The sequence below is a fragment of the Pseudomonas sp. BBP2017 genome (genome assembly GCF_003024385.1).
GTDB lineage: Bacteria > Pseudomonadota > Gammaproteobacteria > Pseudomonadales > Pseudomonadaceae > Aquipseudomonas.
This window is the reverse complement of the sequence record NZ_PVZN01000001.1, coordinates 567,414-584,092: the sequence shown is the minus strand read 5'-3', so window position 1 is coordinate 584,092 and position 16,679 is coordinate 567,414. Positions and strand designations below refer to the sequence as shown.

The window sequence follows — 16,679 nt, the reverse complement described above, 5'->3', positions numbered from 1 at the left end:
GGGCCCCGCCACTCGTGCGAGGCGCCCGCATCCCGTGATTACGCCTGTTGTGGAGTTCACTATGGCTGCTGCTCGTTACCCGCACCTGCTTGCCCCGCTGGACCTGGGTTTCACCACCCTGCGCAACCGCACCCTGATGGGTTCGATGCACACCGGCCTTGAAGAAAAACCAGGTGGTTTCGAGCGCATGGCTGCCTATTTTGCCGAGCGCGCCCGTGGTGGTGTCGGCCTGATGGTCACCGGCGGTATTGGCCCGAACGTGGAGGGCGGAGTGTATTCCGGCGCCGCCAAACTGAGCACCCCGGAAGAAGCGGAAAAACACCGTATCGTCACCCAGGCCGTGCATGCGGCCGGTGGCAAGATCTGCATGCAGATTCTGCATGCCGGTCGTTATGCCTACAGCCCCAAGTCGGTGGCGCCAAGCGCCATCCAGGCGCCAATCAACCCGTTCAAGCCGCATGAGCTGGACGAAGAGGGCATCGAGAAGCAGATCCAGGACTTCGTCAATTGTTCGCTGCTGGCACAAAGCGCCGAGTACGACGGTGTCGAAATCATGGGCTCGGAAGGATACTTCATCAACCAGTTCCTCGCCGCCCACACCAACCAGCGTACCGACCGCTGGGGTGGCAGCTACGAAAACCGCATGCGCCTGGCGGTGGATATCGTTACCCGCGTGCGTGAGGCCGTCGGCCCGAATTTCATCATCATCTTCCGTCTGTCGATGCTTGACCTGATCGAAGGCGGCAGCAACTGGGAAGAGATCGTGCAATTGGCCCAGGCGATCGAAAAGGCCGGCGCAACGATTATCAACACTGGTATCGGCTGGCACGAGGCGCGGATCCCGACCATCGCCACCAAGGTGCCACGGGCGGCGTTCAGCAAGGTCACGGCCAAGCTACGCGGCGCGGTGCAGATCCCGCTGATTACCACCAACCGCATCAATACGCCGGAAGTCGCCGAGCAGATCCTCGCCGAGGGGGATGCCGACATGGTCTCGATGGCGCGTCCGTTCCTTGCCGACCCTGAGTTCGTCAACAAGGCGGCTGCCGGGCGTGGCGACGAGATCAACACCTGCATCGGCTGCAACCAGGCCTGCCTGGATCACACCTTCGGCGGCAAGCTGACCAGCTGCCTGGTCAACCCGCGGGCCTGTCATGAAACCGAGCTCAATTACCTGCCGGTCACCCAGGTCAAGCAGATCGCCGTGGTCGGTGCCGGTCCTGCCGGGCTCGCCGCTGCCACCGTGGCCGCTGAGCGCGGTCATCAGGTGACGTTGTTCGACTCGGCCAGCGAGATCGGTGGTCAGTTCAACGTGGCCAAGCGCGTGCCTGGCAAAGAAGAGTTCTACGAAACCCTGCGCTACTTCAAACGCAAGCTGCAGACCACCGGCGTCGAGCTGTGCCTGAACACGCGCGTCGATGTCGAGCAACTGGTGGCAGGCGGGTATGACGAGATTATCCTGGCCACCGGCATCGCTCCGCGTCTGCCGGCGATCCCGGGGATCGAGCACGGCAAGGTGCTGAGCTACCTGGATGTGCTGCTTGAGCGCAAGCCGGTGGGTCAGAAAGTCGCGGTGATCGGTGCGGGCGGTATTGGTTTTGACGTCTCCGAATACTTGGTGCACCAGGGCAAGGCCACCAGCCAGGATCGCGAAGCGTTCTGGAAGGAGTGGGGTATCGATACCGCACTAGAGGCTCGCGGAGGCGTGGCCGGAATCAAGCCAGAACCTCATGCCCCGGCGCGTCAGGTATTCCTCCTGCAGCGCAAGAAGTCCAAGGTCGGTGACGGTCTGGGCAAGACCACTGGCTGGATTCACCGTACGGGGCTGAAGAACAAGCAGGTGCAGATGCTCAACAGCGTCGAGTACCTGAATATCGACGACGCTGGCCTGCATATTCGTATCGCCGAGGGCGAGCCGCAGGTATTGCCCGTCGATAACGTGGTGATCTGTGCCGGCCAGGACCCGCTGCGCGAGCTGCAGGATGGTCTGTTGGCCGCAGGCCAGTCAGTGCACCTGATCGGTGGCGCCGACGTGGCCGCCGAGCTCGACGCCAAGCGGGCGATCAATCAGGGGTCGCGCCTGGCTGCCGAGCTCTGAGTGCTGTGCGCGGCGGGGTGTCTATCCCGCCGCGCTGTTAAACTGCTGCTTTCTTGTGGCAGTGATGCGTACATGAGCGGTTTTGACGCGCTTCCCAATGCACCTTTGCAGCGCCTGGACCTGAACTGGCTACGCCCGTTCGGCGTCGAGCTGGCGGTGCTGCGCCTGGACCTGATCGACCCGCTGATCAGCGGTAACAAGTGGTTCAAGCTTCTCGAACACTTGCGTCTGGCCGAGCACACCGGTGCGCCGGGCGTCATCAGCCTGGGCGGGGCCCACTCCAATCACCTGCACGCGTTGGCGGCTGCCGGCAAACGCTTCGGCTTTGCCACGGCAGGGCTATTGCGCGGTCATTTTCACGACACCGCTACCGTTCGCGACCTGCAAGCCTTCGGCATGCAGTTGCATTGGCTGGGTTACGCCGGCTATCGGGCGCGTCATCAACCGGATTTCTGGCTGCCCTGGCAGGCGCAGTACCCGGGCTGGCACTGCGTGCCTGAAGGTGGTGGCGGTCCTCTAGGCGTCAAAGGCTGCGCCTTGATTGTTGAACAAGCGAAGGCGCAGTTGGCGAATCTGGGCTGGCTGGACTATGACGGGTGGTGGCTGGCGGCGGGAACCGGTACGACCTTGGCGGGGCTGGTGCTGGCCGAAGGCGGGGCACATCGGGTCCACGGCGCGTTGGCTGTACCGCTGGACCATGGCGTGCCGGCTCAGGTGCAGGACTTGGCTGGGAACAGCGGATACTATCTGTACGAAGCCAGTCGCGGTGGCTTTGCCAAGGTCGATGAAGCTTTGCTGGCGTTTATCAATGCCTGTGAGGCAGAGTCCGGTGTGCCGCTGGAGCCGTTGTACACCGGCAAGGCGCTGCTGGCGCTACGCGAACAACTTGAGGCCGGTGCGTTTGCCCCCGGCACGCGCTTGATTTTCCTGCACAGCGGCGGCCTGCAGGGCCGCCGCGGTTTTGCCTAGTTGTTACGCGGCAGCATGCGCACCAGGGTGTTATCACGCTGCACATAGTGATGGTAGAGCCCGGCCAGAGCGTGCAGGCCGATCAGCCAGTAGCCCCAGTTGCCGATGCGCTCGTGCCAGCCCTTGATGAACTTGGCCATATCCGGGTCTGGCGCGATCAGTGCTGGCAGTTCGAAGCCATAGAACGGAATCGGTTTGTTGGCCGCGCTGAGAATCAACCAGCCGGCAATCGGCAGGCCGATCATCAGCAGGTACAGAGCCAGGTGCATCAGGTGCGCAAGGCCGGTCTGCCAGGCCGCAGGGGCCGGGATGATCGGTGGCGTCGGGCGGCCCAGGCGCAGGGCCAGGCGCAACCAGACCAGCACGAACACCGTCAGGCCAAGCATAAAGTGCAGGTCTTTCATCAGGTTGCGCTCGACGCTGTCCTTGGGGAACAGTCCGCGCAGCTCGATCAGGGCGTATACCGCAGCCAATAGCACCAGCATCAACCAGTGCAAGGTTATCGACAGGCCGCTGTAACGGGCCTGGGGCATCTTCAGGGTCATGGTCATTCCTCGTGATCAGGTCTGGATCCGCGCTCTTTTGGCGCAGTGACGTCACTGTAATCGCTGGGCAGCCGATTACTCGCTTATTGCAACAGAAAATTTCCAACGCCACATTGATCTGCCGCTAGAATCCGCCGCTTTGCCCCGCGATCAACTACAGTCGCCCTGACAGGTTTGGCCACGCATCGGACACCAGAAACACCCGCTGTGCTTCCTCCCAATCCCTGTCCACACCTTCCACCAAACGCACCAGCAACTGCGCCGGCGCCAGCGGATCCAGCGCTTGCAGCCAGGCACTCAAGCGCGCTTGGCTCCAGCACTCTTCAGCCACACACCGCGCCGGCGCCAGCCAGGCCTGTCGGGGCAACGGTTGCCAGCAGCCATGGCTGTGTTCGACAAAAGCTGGCCAGTCGCGCTGATGCAACCACTGCCCACGCAAATGCTCGGGGTGTGAGCCTTCAGGTGAATCGGCATGGCCGGGCCAGGGATAGAACAGATAACCGGCGAGCCACAGCTGCGCGCTGAACTGCTCGATATCCAGCGCCGCCAGGGCCTCGCGGCTTTCAGCCCGGGCGGAAATCGGCAATTGGTGATCGGCCAGGTGCGCAAGCTTGCGGTCCAGGCGGTCATGGCAGCCCGGGCCCAGCCAGTGCGCCGGGTCCTTGCCATCGCCGCCCGGCGGCCCCAGGTAGAGCTTGATGGCCAGCTCCTGGTGATGCACGCCTTCAGCGTCGCGCAGGAGAATATCCAGCTCGCCAAGGGTGTGGCCGCCGGTACGGATCGGCAAGTTGGCGGCCAGTAATTCGACTCCGGGCACCTGCTGCAAGGCAAACTGCCAGAGACGTTCGTAGTACAGGCCCAGGCGCCGGGTTACAGTCTGCGCCAGCCAGTGATCCAACGCATGGCTGTCCCTGTCCAGGGCGCACAGCCACTGTTGCAGCCGTTCGGGGTACGCAACCCAGTCACTGGCAGCCAGCGGATGACGCTGGGGCCAGGGCGTGTCGCGCAGCATCGGCGGCGCGAGGATGACCCAGGCCAGGTCGCGCACCTGGGGCTGGCGCAACTGGCGGGGCAGGTCGATCAGACCGGGAAAGGGGCTCATCCAGCGAGCATAGCCGCTAAGCTGCGGGCCTTGGCGATTTTCTCCAGTGTTTGCCGCTGCCCGGCGCTTTCGCCCATAATCGACGCTTTGGCGAGTCCCGCCTCTTTACCCGCTGTAGTGCCTAGCAGGAGCCCCATGGAGCAATTTCGCAATATCGGTATCATCGGCCGCCTCGGTAGCTCGCAGGTGCTCGATACTATTCGCCGACTGAAAAAATTCCTGCTGGAACGGCATCTGCACGTCATCCTCGAAGACACCATCGCCGAAGTCCTGCCCGGTCACGGCCTGCAGACCTCTTCGCGCAAGCTGCTGGGTGAAGTCTGCGACCTGGTCATCGTCGTTGGCGGTGATGGCAGCCTGCTCGGCGCCGCCCGTGCCCTGGCCAAGCACAACACCCCGGTGCTGGGCATCAACCGTGGCAGCCTGGGCTTTCTCACCGATATCCGCCCTGACGAGCTGGAAGTAAAGGTCGCCGAAGTGCTCGATGGCCATTACCTGGTGGAAAACCGTTTCCTGCTCCAGGCCGAAGTGCGTCGGCATGCCGAAGCGATCGGCCAGGGTGACGCGCTCAATGACGTGGTGCTGCACCCGGGCAAGTCGACGCGGATGATCGAGTTCGAGATCTACATCGACGGCCAGTTCGTCTGCAGCCAGAAGGCCGACGGTCTGATCGTCGCCACCCCGACCGGCTCGACTGCCTACGCGCTGTCGGCGGGCGGGCCGATCATGCACCCGAAACTTGATGCCATTGTCATTGTGCCGATGTACCCGCATACCCTGTCCGGGCGGCCAATTGTGGTCGACGGCAACAGCGAGCTGAAGATCGTGGTATCCAAGGACCTGCAGATCTACCCGCAGATTTCCTGTGACGGCCAGAACCACTTCACCTGCGCCCCCGGCGACACCATCACAGTGAACAAGAAGCCGCAGAAGCTGCGCCTGATCCACCCACTGGATCACAATTATTACGAGGTCTGCCGGACCAAACTCGGTTGGGGCAGCCGCCTGGGTGGTGGAGGCGAGTGATGCTCGATCCAGCCCGTAGTTACGACCTGATTGGTGACGTGCACGGCTGTGCACACACCCTCGAACGCTTGCTCGATGCCCTCGGCTATAAACGCCAGGGCGGGGTCTGGCGCCACGCTCAGCGCCAGGCGCTGTTCCTTGGCGATATCATCGACCGTGGCCCGCGGATTCGCGAGGCGCTGCATATCGTTCACGACATGGTCGATGCCGGCCAGGCCCGCTGCATCATGGGCAATCATGAGTACAATGCCCTGGGCTGGAACACCCCGGCCTTGCCGGAGAGTGGCAAGCAGTTCGTGCGCGAGCACACCCCGCGCCACGGCCGGTTGATCTACGAAACCCTCACCCAGTTCGAGCAGCATCCGGGCGACTGGCATGATTTTCTCGAATGGTTCTATGAATTACCGCTGTTTCTCGATGCCGGACGTTTCCGCCTGGTCCATGCCTGCTGGGATCCGCGGCTGATTGAACCGCTGCGCCAGCATCACCCGGACGGCTGCATCGATGAACATTTCATCCAGGCGTCTGCAGAGCCTGACAGTTTTGCCGCGATGGTCTGCAACCGCTTGCTGCGCGGCACCGACATGCGCCTGCCGGACGGGCTGACGCTGACCGGTGGTGACGGCCTGACCCGCGCTTTCTTCCGCACCAAGTTCTGGGAAGAAGACCCGCAAACCTACGGCGATATCGTGTTCCAGCCCGACGCCTTGCCCGAGAATGTTGCCAGTACGCCATTGAGCCACAGTCAGAAGAATGCCTTGCTGCGCTACGGCGAAGACGAGCCGATGCTGTTCGTCGGCCATTACTGGCGCAGCGGCAAGCCAGCACCGATTCGCTCCAACCTGGCCTGCCTGGATTACAGTGCGGTGCTCTATGGCAAACTGGTCGCTTACCGTCTCGATGATGAAACCCGAATCGACCCGCGCAAGTTCGTCTGGGTCGATGTCGACCGGCCGGAGGCCAACCAATGACTGCAGTGGTGGTGTTACGCATGCCTTTGAACACCGACCTCAGCGGTTTTGTCGGCTTGCTGCGGCGTTTACAGGTGCCGCACCGGGTCAGCGAGGAGGGCGGTGATCAAGTGCTGTGGGTGGCGGAAAACCTCGCCGAGGACGTGCGCGAACTGTACCAGCGCTTTCCCGAGGGCGATGCCGATTTCCAGCTGCCCGCCGAGAACGCCCTGACACCGCCTGCGCGACCGGGCTTCGCCGAACAGTTGCGAACCAGCAAGGCCACGGCAGTGGTGTTGTTGCTATGCCTGATCGTCGCCGGGCTGACCGGCCTGGGTGACAACTTTGCCACCCTGAGCTGGCTGACCTTTCTCGATTTTCGCGTACAGGGCGACTACTTGTACTTCACCCCGCTGGCCGCGAGCCTGGCCGACGGCCAATGGTGGCGCCTGTTTACGCCGATGCTGGTGCATTTCGGCATCCTCCATCTGGCCATGAACGCGCTGTGGTACTGGGAACTGGGCCGGCGTATCGAGCTGCGCCAGGGGCCTTGGTCGCTGCTCAGCCTGACCCTGCTGTTCAGTCTGGTATCCAATGCCGCGCAATACCTGTTTGGCGGGCCGAGCCTGTTCGGTGGTCTGTCCGGGGTGCTCTACGGCTTGCTTGGGCACGTCTGGCTGTACCAGTGGCTGGCGCCCAATCCGGTCTATCGCATGCCGCGTGGGGTCCTGGTAATGATGCTGGTCTGGCTGCTGCTGTGCCTGTCCGGACTGGTCAGCCTGCTGGGCTTCGGCCAGATCGCCAACGCCGCCCACGTCGGCGGGTTGTTGGTCGGTTGTCTCAGCGGGCTCTTGGGCGGGGCGCTGGCCCGGCGTAAACTGACGGCTTGATTTGGGAGACGCTATGTCCACTTTTGCGCAAATGATCGAAAACATCACCCCGGAAATCTACGAGAGCCTGAAACTGGCCGTGGAACTGGGCAAATGGGCGGACGGGCGCAAGCTCACCACCGAGCAGAAAGAACTGTCGCTGCAGGCGGTGATCGCCTGGGAGATGCAGAACCTGCCGGAAGAGCAACGTACCGGTTACATGGGCCCGCAAGAATGCAGCTCGAAGTCGGCACCGGTGGCCAATATCCTGTTCAAGTCGGATGCGGTCCATTGATCGAACTTGGCCGCGGCTCCATCAGCAAAATGTCGGCGCGTCTCGACGCGCCGGTGGTGCAGTACGCTTTTCGTCTGGGCGAGCAGGAAGTACCGGTCAATCCGTTGATCGGCAAGACCCTGCGCCTGGAATACCTCGGTGCCATCCATTGCAGCCACTGCGGTCGCAAGACCAAGACCAGCTTCAGTCAGGGCTACTGCTACCCGTGCATGACCAAGCTGGCCCAGTGTGATGTGTGCATCATGGCTCCGGAAAAATGCCACTACGACCAGGGCACCTGCCGTGAGCCTTCCTGGGGCGAGCAGTTCTGCATGACCGATCATGTGGTGTACCTGGCCAACTCCTCGGGTATCAAGGTTGGCATCACCCGTGCCAGCCAGCTGCCCACTCGCTGGCTTGACCAGGGTGCCAGCCAGGCTCTACCGATCGTGCGGGTTGCCACTCGCCAGCAGTCGGGGCTGGTTGAAGACCTGTTCCGCAGCCAGGTCGCTGATCGCACCAATTGGCGAGCACTGCTCAAAGGCGATGCCGAAGCGGTTGACCTGCTGGCGGTGCGCGATCAGTTGTTCGACAGTTGCGCCGAGGGCCTGACGGCCTTGCAGGCTCGCTTTGGCCTGCAGGCCATTCAGCCGCTGAGTGACGCCGAAGTCCTGGAGATCCGTTACCCGGTCGAGGCCTATCCAAGCAAGATCGTCAGCTTCAACCTGGACAAGAACCCGGTGGCTGAAGGCACGCTGCTGGGCATCAAGGGCCAGTACCTGATCTTCGATACCGGTGTGATCAATATTCGCAAGTACACGGCGTACCAGCTCGCCGTGCATCAGTAAAAAGGACCGCCACATGCGTACCGAACAGCCGCAAGTGATCTACCTCAAGGACTATCAGGCGCCCGAGTACCTGATCGACGAGACGCACCTGACCTTCGAACTGTTCGAGGACCACAGCCTGGTCCACGCGCAGCTGGTCATGCGCCGCAACCCCGCCCGTGGCGCCGGTCTGCCGCCGCTGGTCCTCGATGGCCAGCAGCTGGAGCTGCTCAGCGTGGCCCTGGACGACCAGGCCCTAAGTGCTGGCGACTACCAGCTCGACGACAGTCACCTGACCGTGCAGCCCAAGGCCGCGACCTTCACCCTCGACACCAGCGTGAAGATCCATCCGCAAAGCAACACCGCGCTGGAAGGCCTGTACAAGTCCGGCAGCATGTTCTGCACTCAGTGCGAAGCCGAGGGCTTCCGCAAGATCACCTACTACCTCGACCGCCCGGATGTGATGAGCAAATTCACCACCACGGTGATCGCCGAACAGCATCGCTATCCGGTGTTGCTGTCCAACGGCAACCCGGTCGGTAGCGGCCCGCAAGAAGACGGCCGGCACTGGGCAACCTGGGAAGACCCGTTCATGAAACCGGCCTACCTGTTTGCCCTGGTGGCCGGTGACCTGTGGTGTGTCGAAGACACGTTCACCCGCCAGTCGGGCCGTGACGTGACCCTGCGCATCTATGTCGAGCCGGAAAACATCGACAAGTGCCAGCACGCCATGACCAGCCTGAAGAAGTCCATGCGCTGGGACGAAGAGGTCTATGGCCGCGAGTACGACCTGGACATCTTCATGATCGTCGCGGTCAACGACTTCAACATGGGCGCCATGGAAAACAAGGGCCTGAACATCTTCAACTCCAGCTGTGTGCTGGCCCGCGCCGAAACCGCCACCGATGCCGCGCATCAGCGGGTCGAGGCGGTGGTGGCCCATGAATACTTCCACAACTGGTCGGGCAACCGCGTGACCTGCCGCGACTGGTTCCAGCTGTCGCTCAAGGAAGGCTTCACGGTATTCCGCGATTCGGAGTTCAGCGCCGACATGAACTCGCGCACGGTCAAGCGTATCGAGGACGTGGCCTACCTGCGTACCCACCAGTTCGCCGAAGATGCCGGCCCCATGGCACACGCTGTGCGCCCGGACAGTTTCATCGAGATCTCCAACTTCTACACCCTGACCGTCTACGAGAAGGGCTCGGAAGTGGTGCGCATGGTGCGTACCTTGCTGGGGGCCGAAGGGTTCCGCAAAGGCAGCGACCTGTACTTCGAACGCCATGACGGCCAGGCCGTGACCTGCGACGACTTCATCAAGGCCATGGAAGATGCCAACGGCGTCGACCTGACCCAGTTCAAGCGCTGGTACAGCCAGGCCGGCACCCCGCGTCTGGCGGTCAGCGAGTGTTACGACAGCGCTGCGCAGACCTACAGCCTGACCTTCCGCCAGAGCTACCCGGCGACCCCGGACAAGGTCGAGAAAAAGCCGTTCGTGATACCGGTCGAACTCGGACTGCTCGATGCCCAGGGCAATGACATCGAGCTGCGCCTGCAAGGTGAAACGGCGGCGGCTGGCACCTCGCGCGTGCTGTCGGTGACCGAAGCCGAGCAAACCTTCACATTCGTCGACGTCGCCAGCAAACCACTGCCGTCGCTGCTGCGCGGCTTCAGTGCGCCGGTGAAGTTGAGTTTCCCTTACGATCGCGATCAACTGATGTTCCTCATGCAGCACGACAGCGACGGTTTCAATCGTTGGGAAGCCGGCCAGCAGCTGTCGGTGCAGGTGCTGCAAGAGTTGATTGCTCAGTATCAGCAGGGCAGTGCCCTGGTGCTCGACCAGCGTCTGGTCACAGCGTTGGGCACGGTACTGGCCAACGAGCAACTAGATCAGGCCATGGTCGCCGAGATGCTCTCGCTGCCAAGTGAAGCCTACCTCACCGAAATCAGCGAAGTGGCGGATGTCGATGCCATTCACGCGGCACGCGAGTTCGCCCGCAAGCAGATCGCCGATCAGTTGTTCGACGCCCTGAATGCACGCTACCAGGCCAATCGCGGTGTCTCGCGAGGCACCGAGTATGTTGCCGAGGCCGAGCATTTCGCCCGTCGCAGCCTGCAGAACATCGTTCTGTCGTACCTGATGCTCAGTGGCAAGCCTGAAGTACTGAGCGCGACCCTGGAGCAGTTCGACGCCTGTGACAACATGACCGAGCGTCTTACCGCGCTGGCCGTGCTGGTCAACTCGCCGTTCGAGGCCGAGCGGGGCAAGGCGCTGGAAGTCTTCGCCGAAAACTTCAAGGACAACCCGCTGGTCATGGACCAATGGTTCAGCGTGCAGGCGGCCAGCACCCTGCCGGGTGGCCTGGCACGGGTCAAGGCGCTGATGCAGCATCCGGCGTTCACGATGAAAAACCCGAACAAGGTGCGTGCCTTGATCGGCGCTTTCGCCGGACAGAACCTGGTCAACTTCCATGCGGCCGATGGCTCTGGCTATCGCTTCCAGGCCGACCTGGTGATCGAGCTTAACGCCCTCAACCCACAGATCGCCTCGCGCCAGCTGGCGCCGCTGACTCGCTGGCGCAAGTACGATAGCGCCCGTCAGGCGCTGATGAAGGCCGAACTGGAGCGCATCCTGACGTCGGGTTCGCTGTCCAGCGATGTGTATGAAGTGGTGAGCAAGAGCCTGGCTTGATGGCCAGTGTGGGAGCCGGCTTTGCCGGCGATGGACCGCGCAGCGGGCCCCTTCGCCAGCAAGGCTGGCTCCTACAGGCGATTGCCCGCTTAACAAAAGATAACGTCCCGTTCGTTGTCAGCCCTTCGCAAACCCCGATAGGATGGCTTTCAGCGTTTGCGGGGCTCTGGAACACGGTTCTGGCAGTACCTGCAAATAGATTGACCCAAATAACAATAATCGGGGGACAGATCTATGACCGAGCCGTACATGGCAGGTCCCGGTTGCGCAGCGCGCGCACGACCAGGGGTATTGGCCGCCAGCGCAGTGCTGGTGATGGCAATGGGGCTGTGGGCCAGCACGGTCGGGGCAGCAGCGTCCGAGACGCAGGTTTACTCCACCGAATCGGCCAAGGCCGAAAAGAGCCTGTTGCTCGACGTGACCCGCGCAGGCGCACGCCTGGTCGCAGTTGGCGATCGCGGTCATATTCTCTTCTCCGATGACCAGGGCAAGTCCTGGACCCAATCCAAGGTGCCGACCCGGCAATTGCTCACGGCGGTGTATTTTGTCGACGACAAGCACGGCTGGGCTGTTGGTCATGATGCGCAGATTCTCGTCAGCGCAGATGGCGGCGTAACCTGGACCAAGCAATTCGAAGACCTGCAACGCGAAGCGCCATTGCTGGATGTCTGGTTCAAGGACGCCGAGCACGGCTTTGCTGTGGGCGCCTACGGTGCATTGCTGGAAACCACCGACGGTGGCAAGCAGTGGAGCGACGTTGCCGATCGCCTGGACAACGAAGACCAGTTCCACCTCAATGGCATCGCGCAAGTGAAGGACGCTGGCCTGTTCATCGTCGGTGAGCAGGGCAGCATGTTCCGCTCCAGTGACGACGGCCAGACCTGGCAGAAGCTCGAAGGCCCTTACCAGGGTTCGCTGTTCGGCGTGATCGGCACTGCCCAGCCACGCACACTGCTGGCTTATGGGTTACGCGGTAACCTCTACCGCTCCACGGATTTCGGCGACAGTTGGCAACAGATCGAATTGAAAGCCGCCCGCGGTGCCCTCGAATTTGGCCTGGCAAGCGCTACGCTTCTCGATGATGGCAGCCTGGTGTTGGTCGGCAATGGCGGCAGCGTCCTGCGCAGCAGCGACGATGGCCAGACTTTCAGCGTTTACAACCGCGCCGATCGCATCGCTCTGGCGGGCGTCAGCGGCAGAAACGGCGAAGGCCTGGTGCTGGTCGGCCAGGGTGGCGTGCACCTGGCCTCGGCCCAGGGTGCCGAAGGAGTGCAGCCATGAGCCAGCAGGAGCAGTTCAGCATGAATCAGCAGCAACACCACCATCAGGACAAGGCGACGCTGCTTGAGCGCCTGATTTTCAATAACCGTCCGGTGGTGATCCTCATCTGCCTGCTGGTCAGTGTGTTCCTGTTCTGGCAGGCCACGCAGATCCGTCCTTCGACCAGCTTCGAGAAGATGATTCCGCTTGAGCACCCCTTCATCGAGAAGATGCTTGAGCACCGCAACGACCTGGCCAACCTCGGCAATACCGTGCGCATTTCGGTGGAAGCCACCGATGGCGATATCTTCAGCAAGGACTACATGGAGACCTTGCGCCAGGTTCACGACGAGGTCTTCTACATTCCCGGCGTCGACCGCTCCGGGCTCAAATCGCTGTGGAGTCCCAGCGTGCGCTGGACCGAGGTGACCGAAGAGGGCTTCGCCGGTGGTGAAGTCATCCCCAATACCTACGACGGCTCGGCCGACAGTCTCGACCAGTTGCGCAACAACGTGCTCAAGTCCGGGCAGGTCGGGCGTCTGGTGGGCAACAACTTCAAGTCGAGCATCATTGACGTGCCGCTGCTGGAGTCCTACCCGGATCCGCAGGACCAGAGCAAGCTGATCAAGCTCGACTATCAGCAGTTCTCCCATCAACTGGAAGAAAAGATCCGCGACAAGTTCCAGGCGCAGAACCCCAATGTGAAGGTGCACATCGTTGGTTTTGCCAAGAAAGTCGGTGACCTGATCGATGGCCTGGTCATGGTGGCGATGTTCTTCGGTATCGCCCTGGTGATCACCTGGATCCTGCTGTACTGGTTCACCTGGTGTATTCGCAGCACCATCGCCGTGCTGATCACCACCCTGGTGGCGGTGGTCTGGCAACTGGGGCTGATGCATGCGGTAGGTTTCGGCCTCGATCCGTATTCGATGCTGGTGCCGTTCCTGATCTTCGCTATCGGTATTTCCCACGGGGTGCAGAAAATCAACGGTATCGCCCTGCAGTCGAGCGAGGCCGAGAACGCCCTGACCGCCGCCCGGCGTACCTTCCGCCAGTTGTTCCTGCCGGGGATGATTGCGATTCTGGCCGACGCCGTGGGTTTCATCACCTTGCTGATTATCGACATCGGCGTGATTCGCGAGCTGGCCATTGGCGCGTCGATCGGCGTGGCGGTGATCGTGTTCACCAACCTGATCCTGTTGCCGGTAGCGATTTCCTATGTCGGCATCAGCAAGAAGGCCATTGAGCGCAGCAAGAAAGACGCGACCCGCGAGCATCCGTTCTGGCGCTTGCTGTCGAATTTTGCCAGCGCCAAAGTTGCCCCGGTGTCCATCGTCCTGGCCTTGCTGGCCTTCGGTGGCGGCCTTTGGTACAGCCAGAACCTGAAGATCGGCGACCTCGATCAGGGCGCACCGGAACTGCGTCCGGATTCGCGCTACAACAAGGACAACAGCTTCATCATCAACAACTATTCGACCAGCTCCGACGTGCTGGTGGTGATGGTCAAGACCCCGACCGAGGGTTGCTCGATCTACTCGACCATGGCGCCGATTGACGAGCTGATGTGGAAGATGGAAAACACCCCGGGCGTGCAATCGGCGATTTCCCTGGTTACTGTGTCCAAACAGATGATCAAGGGCATGAACGAAGGCAACCTGAAATGGGAAAGCCTGTCGCGTAACCCGGATGTACTCAACAGTTCGATCTCCCGTGCCGATGGCCTGTACAACGCCGACTGCTCGCTGGCGCCGGTGCTGGTGTTCCTCAACGACCACAAGGCCGAGACCCTCGATCGGGCGGTCAAGGCGGTACAGGAATTTGCCGATACCCACAACAAGGAAGGCCTGGAGTTCCTCCTGGCAGCGGGTAACGCCGGTATCGAGGCGGCCACCAACGAAGTGATCAAGTCGGCCGAGCTGACCATCCTGATCCTTGTGTACATCTGTGTAGCGGTGATGTGCATGATCACCTTCCGCTCCTTTGCCGCGACCCTGTGCATTGTGCTGCCGTTGGTCCTGACCTCGGTGCTCGGTAACGCGCTGATGGCCTTCATGGGCATCGGCGTCAAGGTCGCGACCTTGCCGGTGGTGGCGCTGGGTGTCGGTATCGGTGTGGACTACGGCATTTATATCTACAGCCGCCTGGAAAGTTTCCTGCGTGCCGGGTTGCCGTTGCAGGAGGCTTACTACCAGACCCTCAAGTCCACCGGTAAAGCGGTGCTGTTCACCGGCCTGTGCCTGGCCATCGGTGTGTGCACCTGGATCTTCTCGGCGATCAAGTTCCAGGCGGATATGGGCCTGATGCTGACCTTCATGCTGCTGTGGAACATGTTCGGTGCACTGTGGCTGCTGCCAGCACTGGCGCGGTTCCTGATCAAGCCGGAGAAAATGGCGGGCAAGGAGAGCCGTTCGATTTTCGCGCATTGAGGGTTATCGCAGGGCAAGCCCGCTTCTATAGGGATCACCCAGATCCTGTGGGAGCGGGCTTGCCCCGCGATGCTTTCAGGTATCATTAATTTTTTTAGCCTGATGATACCTGCCTGATGACAACCCTTTCCCAAGCCCTGCAGACTTGCGACATGCTCCTGATTGACGGCCTGCACGCCTTCGACTTCACCTTCGACGACACCGGTCTGCACCTTGAGTGCATGGATGGCCGGGCCCTGAAGAAGTGGTCTTTCACCCCTGAGCAAATCGCCGCCGCCCGTGCAGAAGGAGGGGATTGGCTGATCGCTGCCGACACCGCCGAGCATCGGCTAGTCTGTATGAGTGCCTTTCGCGCCCCGGACGAAGATGACGATGAAACGCCAGCTGACGACCCTGCTGATCGCTAGTGCCATGAGTGTGTTTGCCACCGCCCACGGCGCGCAACTGCTGGTGGGCAGTTACACCGAGGGCGCCAGTGAAGGGCTCTACCGTTACGCGTTCAACAGTGACAGTGGCCAGATCGATGCCAAGCCGTTGCAGGTGCTCAAGAGCGAGAATCCCTCCTGGTTGACCCTGTCGATCGACAATCGCCTGCTTTTCGCGGTCAACGAGAACGGTACCGGTAAAGGCCAGGCCAGCAGTTTTTCCATCAACGCCAAAGACGGCAGCCTCAAGCCCCTCAATCAGGTCGGCAGCGCCGGCGACGAGCCGACCCATGCCAGTCTCAGTCATGACCAGCGCTACCTGTTCGTGGCCAACTATGGCGTACAGCCGACCCCCGGCGGCAACCTGAGCGTGTTGCCGGTGGCCAAGGACGGTAAGCTCGCGGCTTCGGTGCAGCAGGACCAGCACAAGGCCAGCGGCTCAAACCCGCAGCGCCAGGCCGGCCCGCATGTGCATTCGGTGGTGTCCTCGCCTGATGGGCATTATGTGTTTGCCAGCGACCTGGGCGCCGACAAGGTGTTCATCTACCGTTATGACGGCGCCAGTCCCAAGCATCCGCTGAGCCCGGCCGATCCGGCAGCGATTGATCTGCCACCGGGTAGCGGGCCGCGTCATCTGTTGTTCAGCAGCGACGGCAAACAGGCCTACCTGACCCTGGAAATGAGCGCGCAAGTGGTGGTCTTCGCCCATCAGGACGGCAAGCTGCTGGAGCTTCAGCGCCTGCCGCTGACCGAGCAGAACGATGCCTCGGCCAAGGCCGCAGGCGCCTTGCATCTGTCGGCTGACGGGCGTTTTCTGTATGTCAGCAACCGTGGGACGGCCAATGAGTTGCTGGTTTTCGCTGTGGATGAAGACAGCGGCAAGTTGATGCAGGTGCAGCGCCGCAGTGTCGAGGGTGATCATCCGCGGGAGTTCACCATCGACCCGTCTGGCAAGTTCCTGCTGGTGGCCAACCAGAAAAGCAACGAGATCGTGGTGATCCGCCGCGATCCACGTAGCGGCATGCTCGGTGAAACGCTGCAGAAGCTGCCCCAGGACGCGCCGTCGGACCTCAAGTTCATCGATTGACGGTCAATAGCCATTGCCCTGAGAGGTGTAAAGATTCTGGTAATGGCATATCGCCATGTTATTGAATTTGACGCTAAATTTTTGACTCTTCTCGATCAGGAGATCAAGCATGATCTGGCGCGTCGTGGC

14 protein-coding genes are annotated in these 16,679 nt (G+C 61.7%); 12 read left to right on the top strand and 2 right to left on the bottom strand.

Annotated features, from left to right (window positions below; translation table 11 throughout):
- Window positions 1-61 precede the first annotated feature (61 nt).
- Together C6382_RS02620 and C6382_RS02615 are read left to right on the top strand one after the other, a co-directional pair.
- The gene (locus C6382_RS02620) at window positions 62-2,098 is read left to right on the top strand and encodes an NADPH-dependent 2,4-dienoyl-CoA reductase (protein WP_107022973.1); all 2,037 of its coding nucleotides are present in this window, start codon (window positions 62-64) and stop codon (window positions 2,096-2,098) included.
- A 72-nt stretch (window positions 2,099-2,170) separates the two neighbouring features.
- Window positions 2,171-3,067: a 1-aminocyclopropane-1-carboxylate deaminase/D-cysteine desulfhydrase gene (locus C6382_RS02615; protein ID WP_107022972.1), complete on the top strand. Its 897-nt coding sequence runs from the start codon at window positions 2,171-2,173 to the stop codon at window positions 3,065-3,067.
- On the opposite strand, the gene C6382_RS02610 is transcribed toward C6382_RS02615, so the two are convergent.
- Both C6382_RS02610 and C6382_RS02605 read right to left on the bottom strand, forming a co-directional pair.
- Window positions 3,064-3,612: a cytochrome b gene (locus C6382_RS02610; protein ID WP_107023024.1), complete on the bottom strand. Its 549-nt coding sequence runs from the start codon at window positions 3,610-3,612 to the stop codon at window positions 3,064-3,066. The genes C6382_RS02615 and C6382_RS02610 overlap by 4 nt on opposite strands.
- Window positions 3,613-3,766: 154 nt before the next feature.
- On the bottom strand, window positions 3,767-4,714 hold the full coding sequence (locus C6382_RS02605) for a DUF1853 family protein (RefSeq protein ID WP_107022971.1): 948 nt from the start codon (window positions 4,712-4,714) through the stop codon (window positions 3,767-3,769).
- A gap of 135 nt (window positions 4,715-4,849) precedes the next feature.
- Between C6382_RS02605 and C6382_RS02600 the strand changes: the two genes are divergently transcribed.
- The 10 genes from C6382_RS02600 to C6382_RS02555 all read left to right on the top strand — a co-directional run bounded on the left by C6382_RS02600 (window position 4,850) and on the right by C6382_RS02555 (window position 16,550).
- Window positions 4,850-5,740: an NAD(+) kinase gene (locus C6382_RS02600; protein WP_107022970.1), complete on the top strand. Its 891-nt coding sequence runs from the start codon at window positions 4,850-4,852 to the stop codon at window positions 5,738-5,740.
- Window positions 5,737-6,711, top strand: a complete 975-nt coding sequence (locus tag C6382_RS02595) for a metallophosphoesterase (protein WP_178082732.1) — start codon at window positions 5,737-5,739, stop codon at window positions 6,709-6,711. Before C6382_RS02600 ends, C6382_RS02595 begins: the two co-directional genes overlap by 4 nt.
- Window positions 6,708-7,580 (top strand): rhomboid family intramembrane serine protease, encoded by an 873-nt coding sequence (locus C6382_RS02590; RefSeq protein WP_107022968.1) that lies wholly within the window; start codon window positions 6,708-6,710, stop codon window positions 7,578-7,580. Before C6382_RS02595 ends, C6382_RS02590 begins: the two co-directional genes overlap by 4 nt.
- 13 nt (window positions 7,581-7,593) lie before the next feature.
- Window positions 7,594-7,854 (top strand): YeaC family protein, encoded by a 261-nt coding sequence (locus tag C6382_RS02585; protein WP_107022967.1) that lies wholly within the window; start codon window positions 7,594-7,596, stop codon window positions 7,852-7,854.
- Window positions 7,851-8,681 carry a DUF2797 domain-containing protein gene (locus C6382_RS02580; protein ID WP_107022966.1) on the top strand — a complete coding sequence of 277 codons (831 nt, stop codon included), beginning with the start codon at window positions 7,851-7,853 and terminating at the stop codon, window positions 8,679-8,681. Before C6382_RS02585 ends, C6382_RS02580 begins: the two co-directional genes overlap by 4 nt.
- A 13-nt stretch (window positions 8,682-8,694) precedes the next feature.
- Window positions 8,695-11,352, top strand: a complete 2,658-nt coding sequence (pepN, locus tag C6382_RS02575) for an aminopeptidase N (protein WP_107022965.1) — start codon at window positions 8,695-8,697, stop codon at window positions 11,350-11,352.
- Between the two features lie 234 nt (window positions 11,353-11,586).
- A complete protein-coding gene (locus tag C6382_RS02570) occupies window positions 11,587-12,633 on the top strand; it encodes a YCF48-related protein (protein ID WP_107022964.1) in 1,047 nt (348 codons plus the stop codon).
- A 20-nt stretch (window positions 12,634-12,653) separates the two neighbouring features.
- Window positions 12,654-15,038, top strand: a complete 2,385-nt coding sequence (locus C6382_RS02565; RefSeq protein ID WP_107023023.1) for an RND family transporter — start codon at window positions 12,654-12,656, stop codon at window positions 15,036-15,038.
- Window positions 15,039-15,154: 116 nt separating this feature from the next.
- A complete protein-coding gene (locus tag C6382_RS02560) occupies window positions 15,155-15,445 on the top strand; it encodes a DUF5629 family protein (protein WP_107022963.1) in 291 nt (96 codons plus the stop codon).
- Window positions 15,411-16,550, top strand: a complete 1,140-nt coding sequence (locus C6382_RS02555) for a lactonase family protein (protein WP_107022962.1) — start codon at window positions 15,411-15,413, stop codon at window positions 16,548-16,550. The genes C6382_RS02560 and C6382_RS02555 overlap by 35 nt, the downstream gene beginning before the upstream one ends.
- Window positions 16,551-16,679 lie beyond the last annotated feature (129 nt).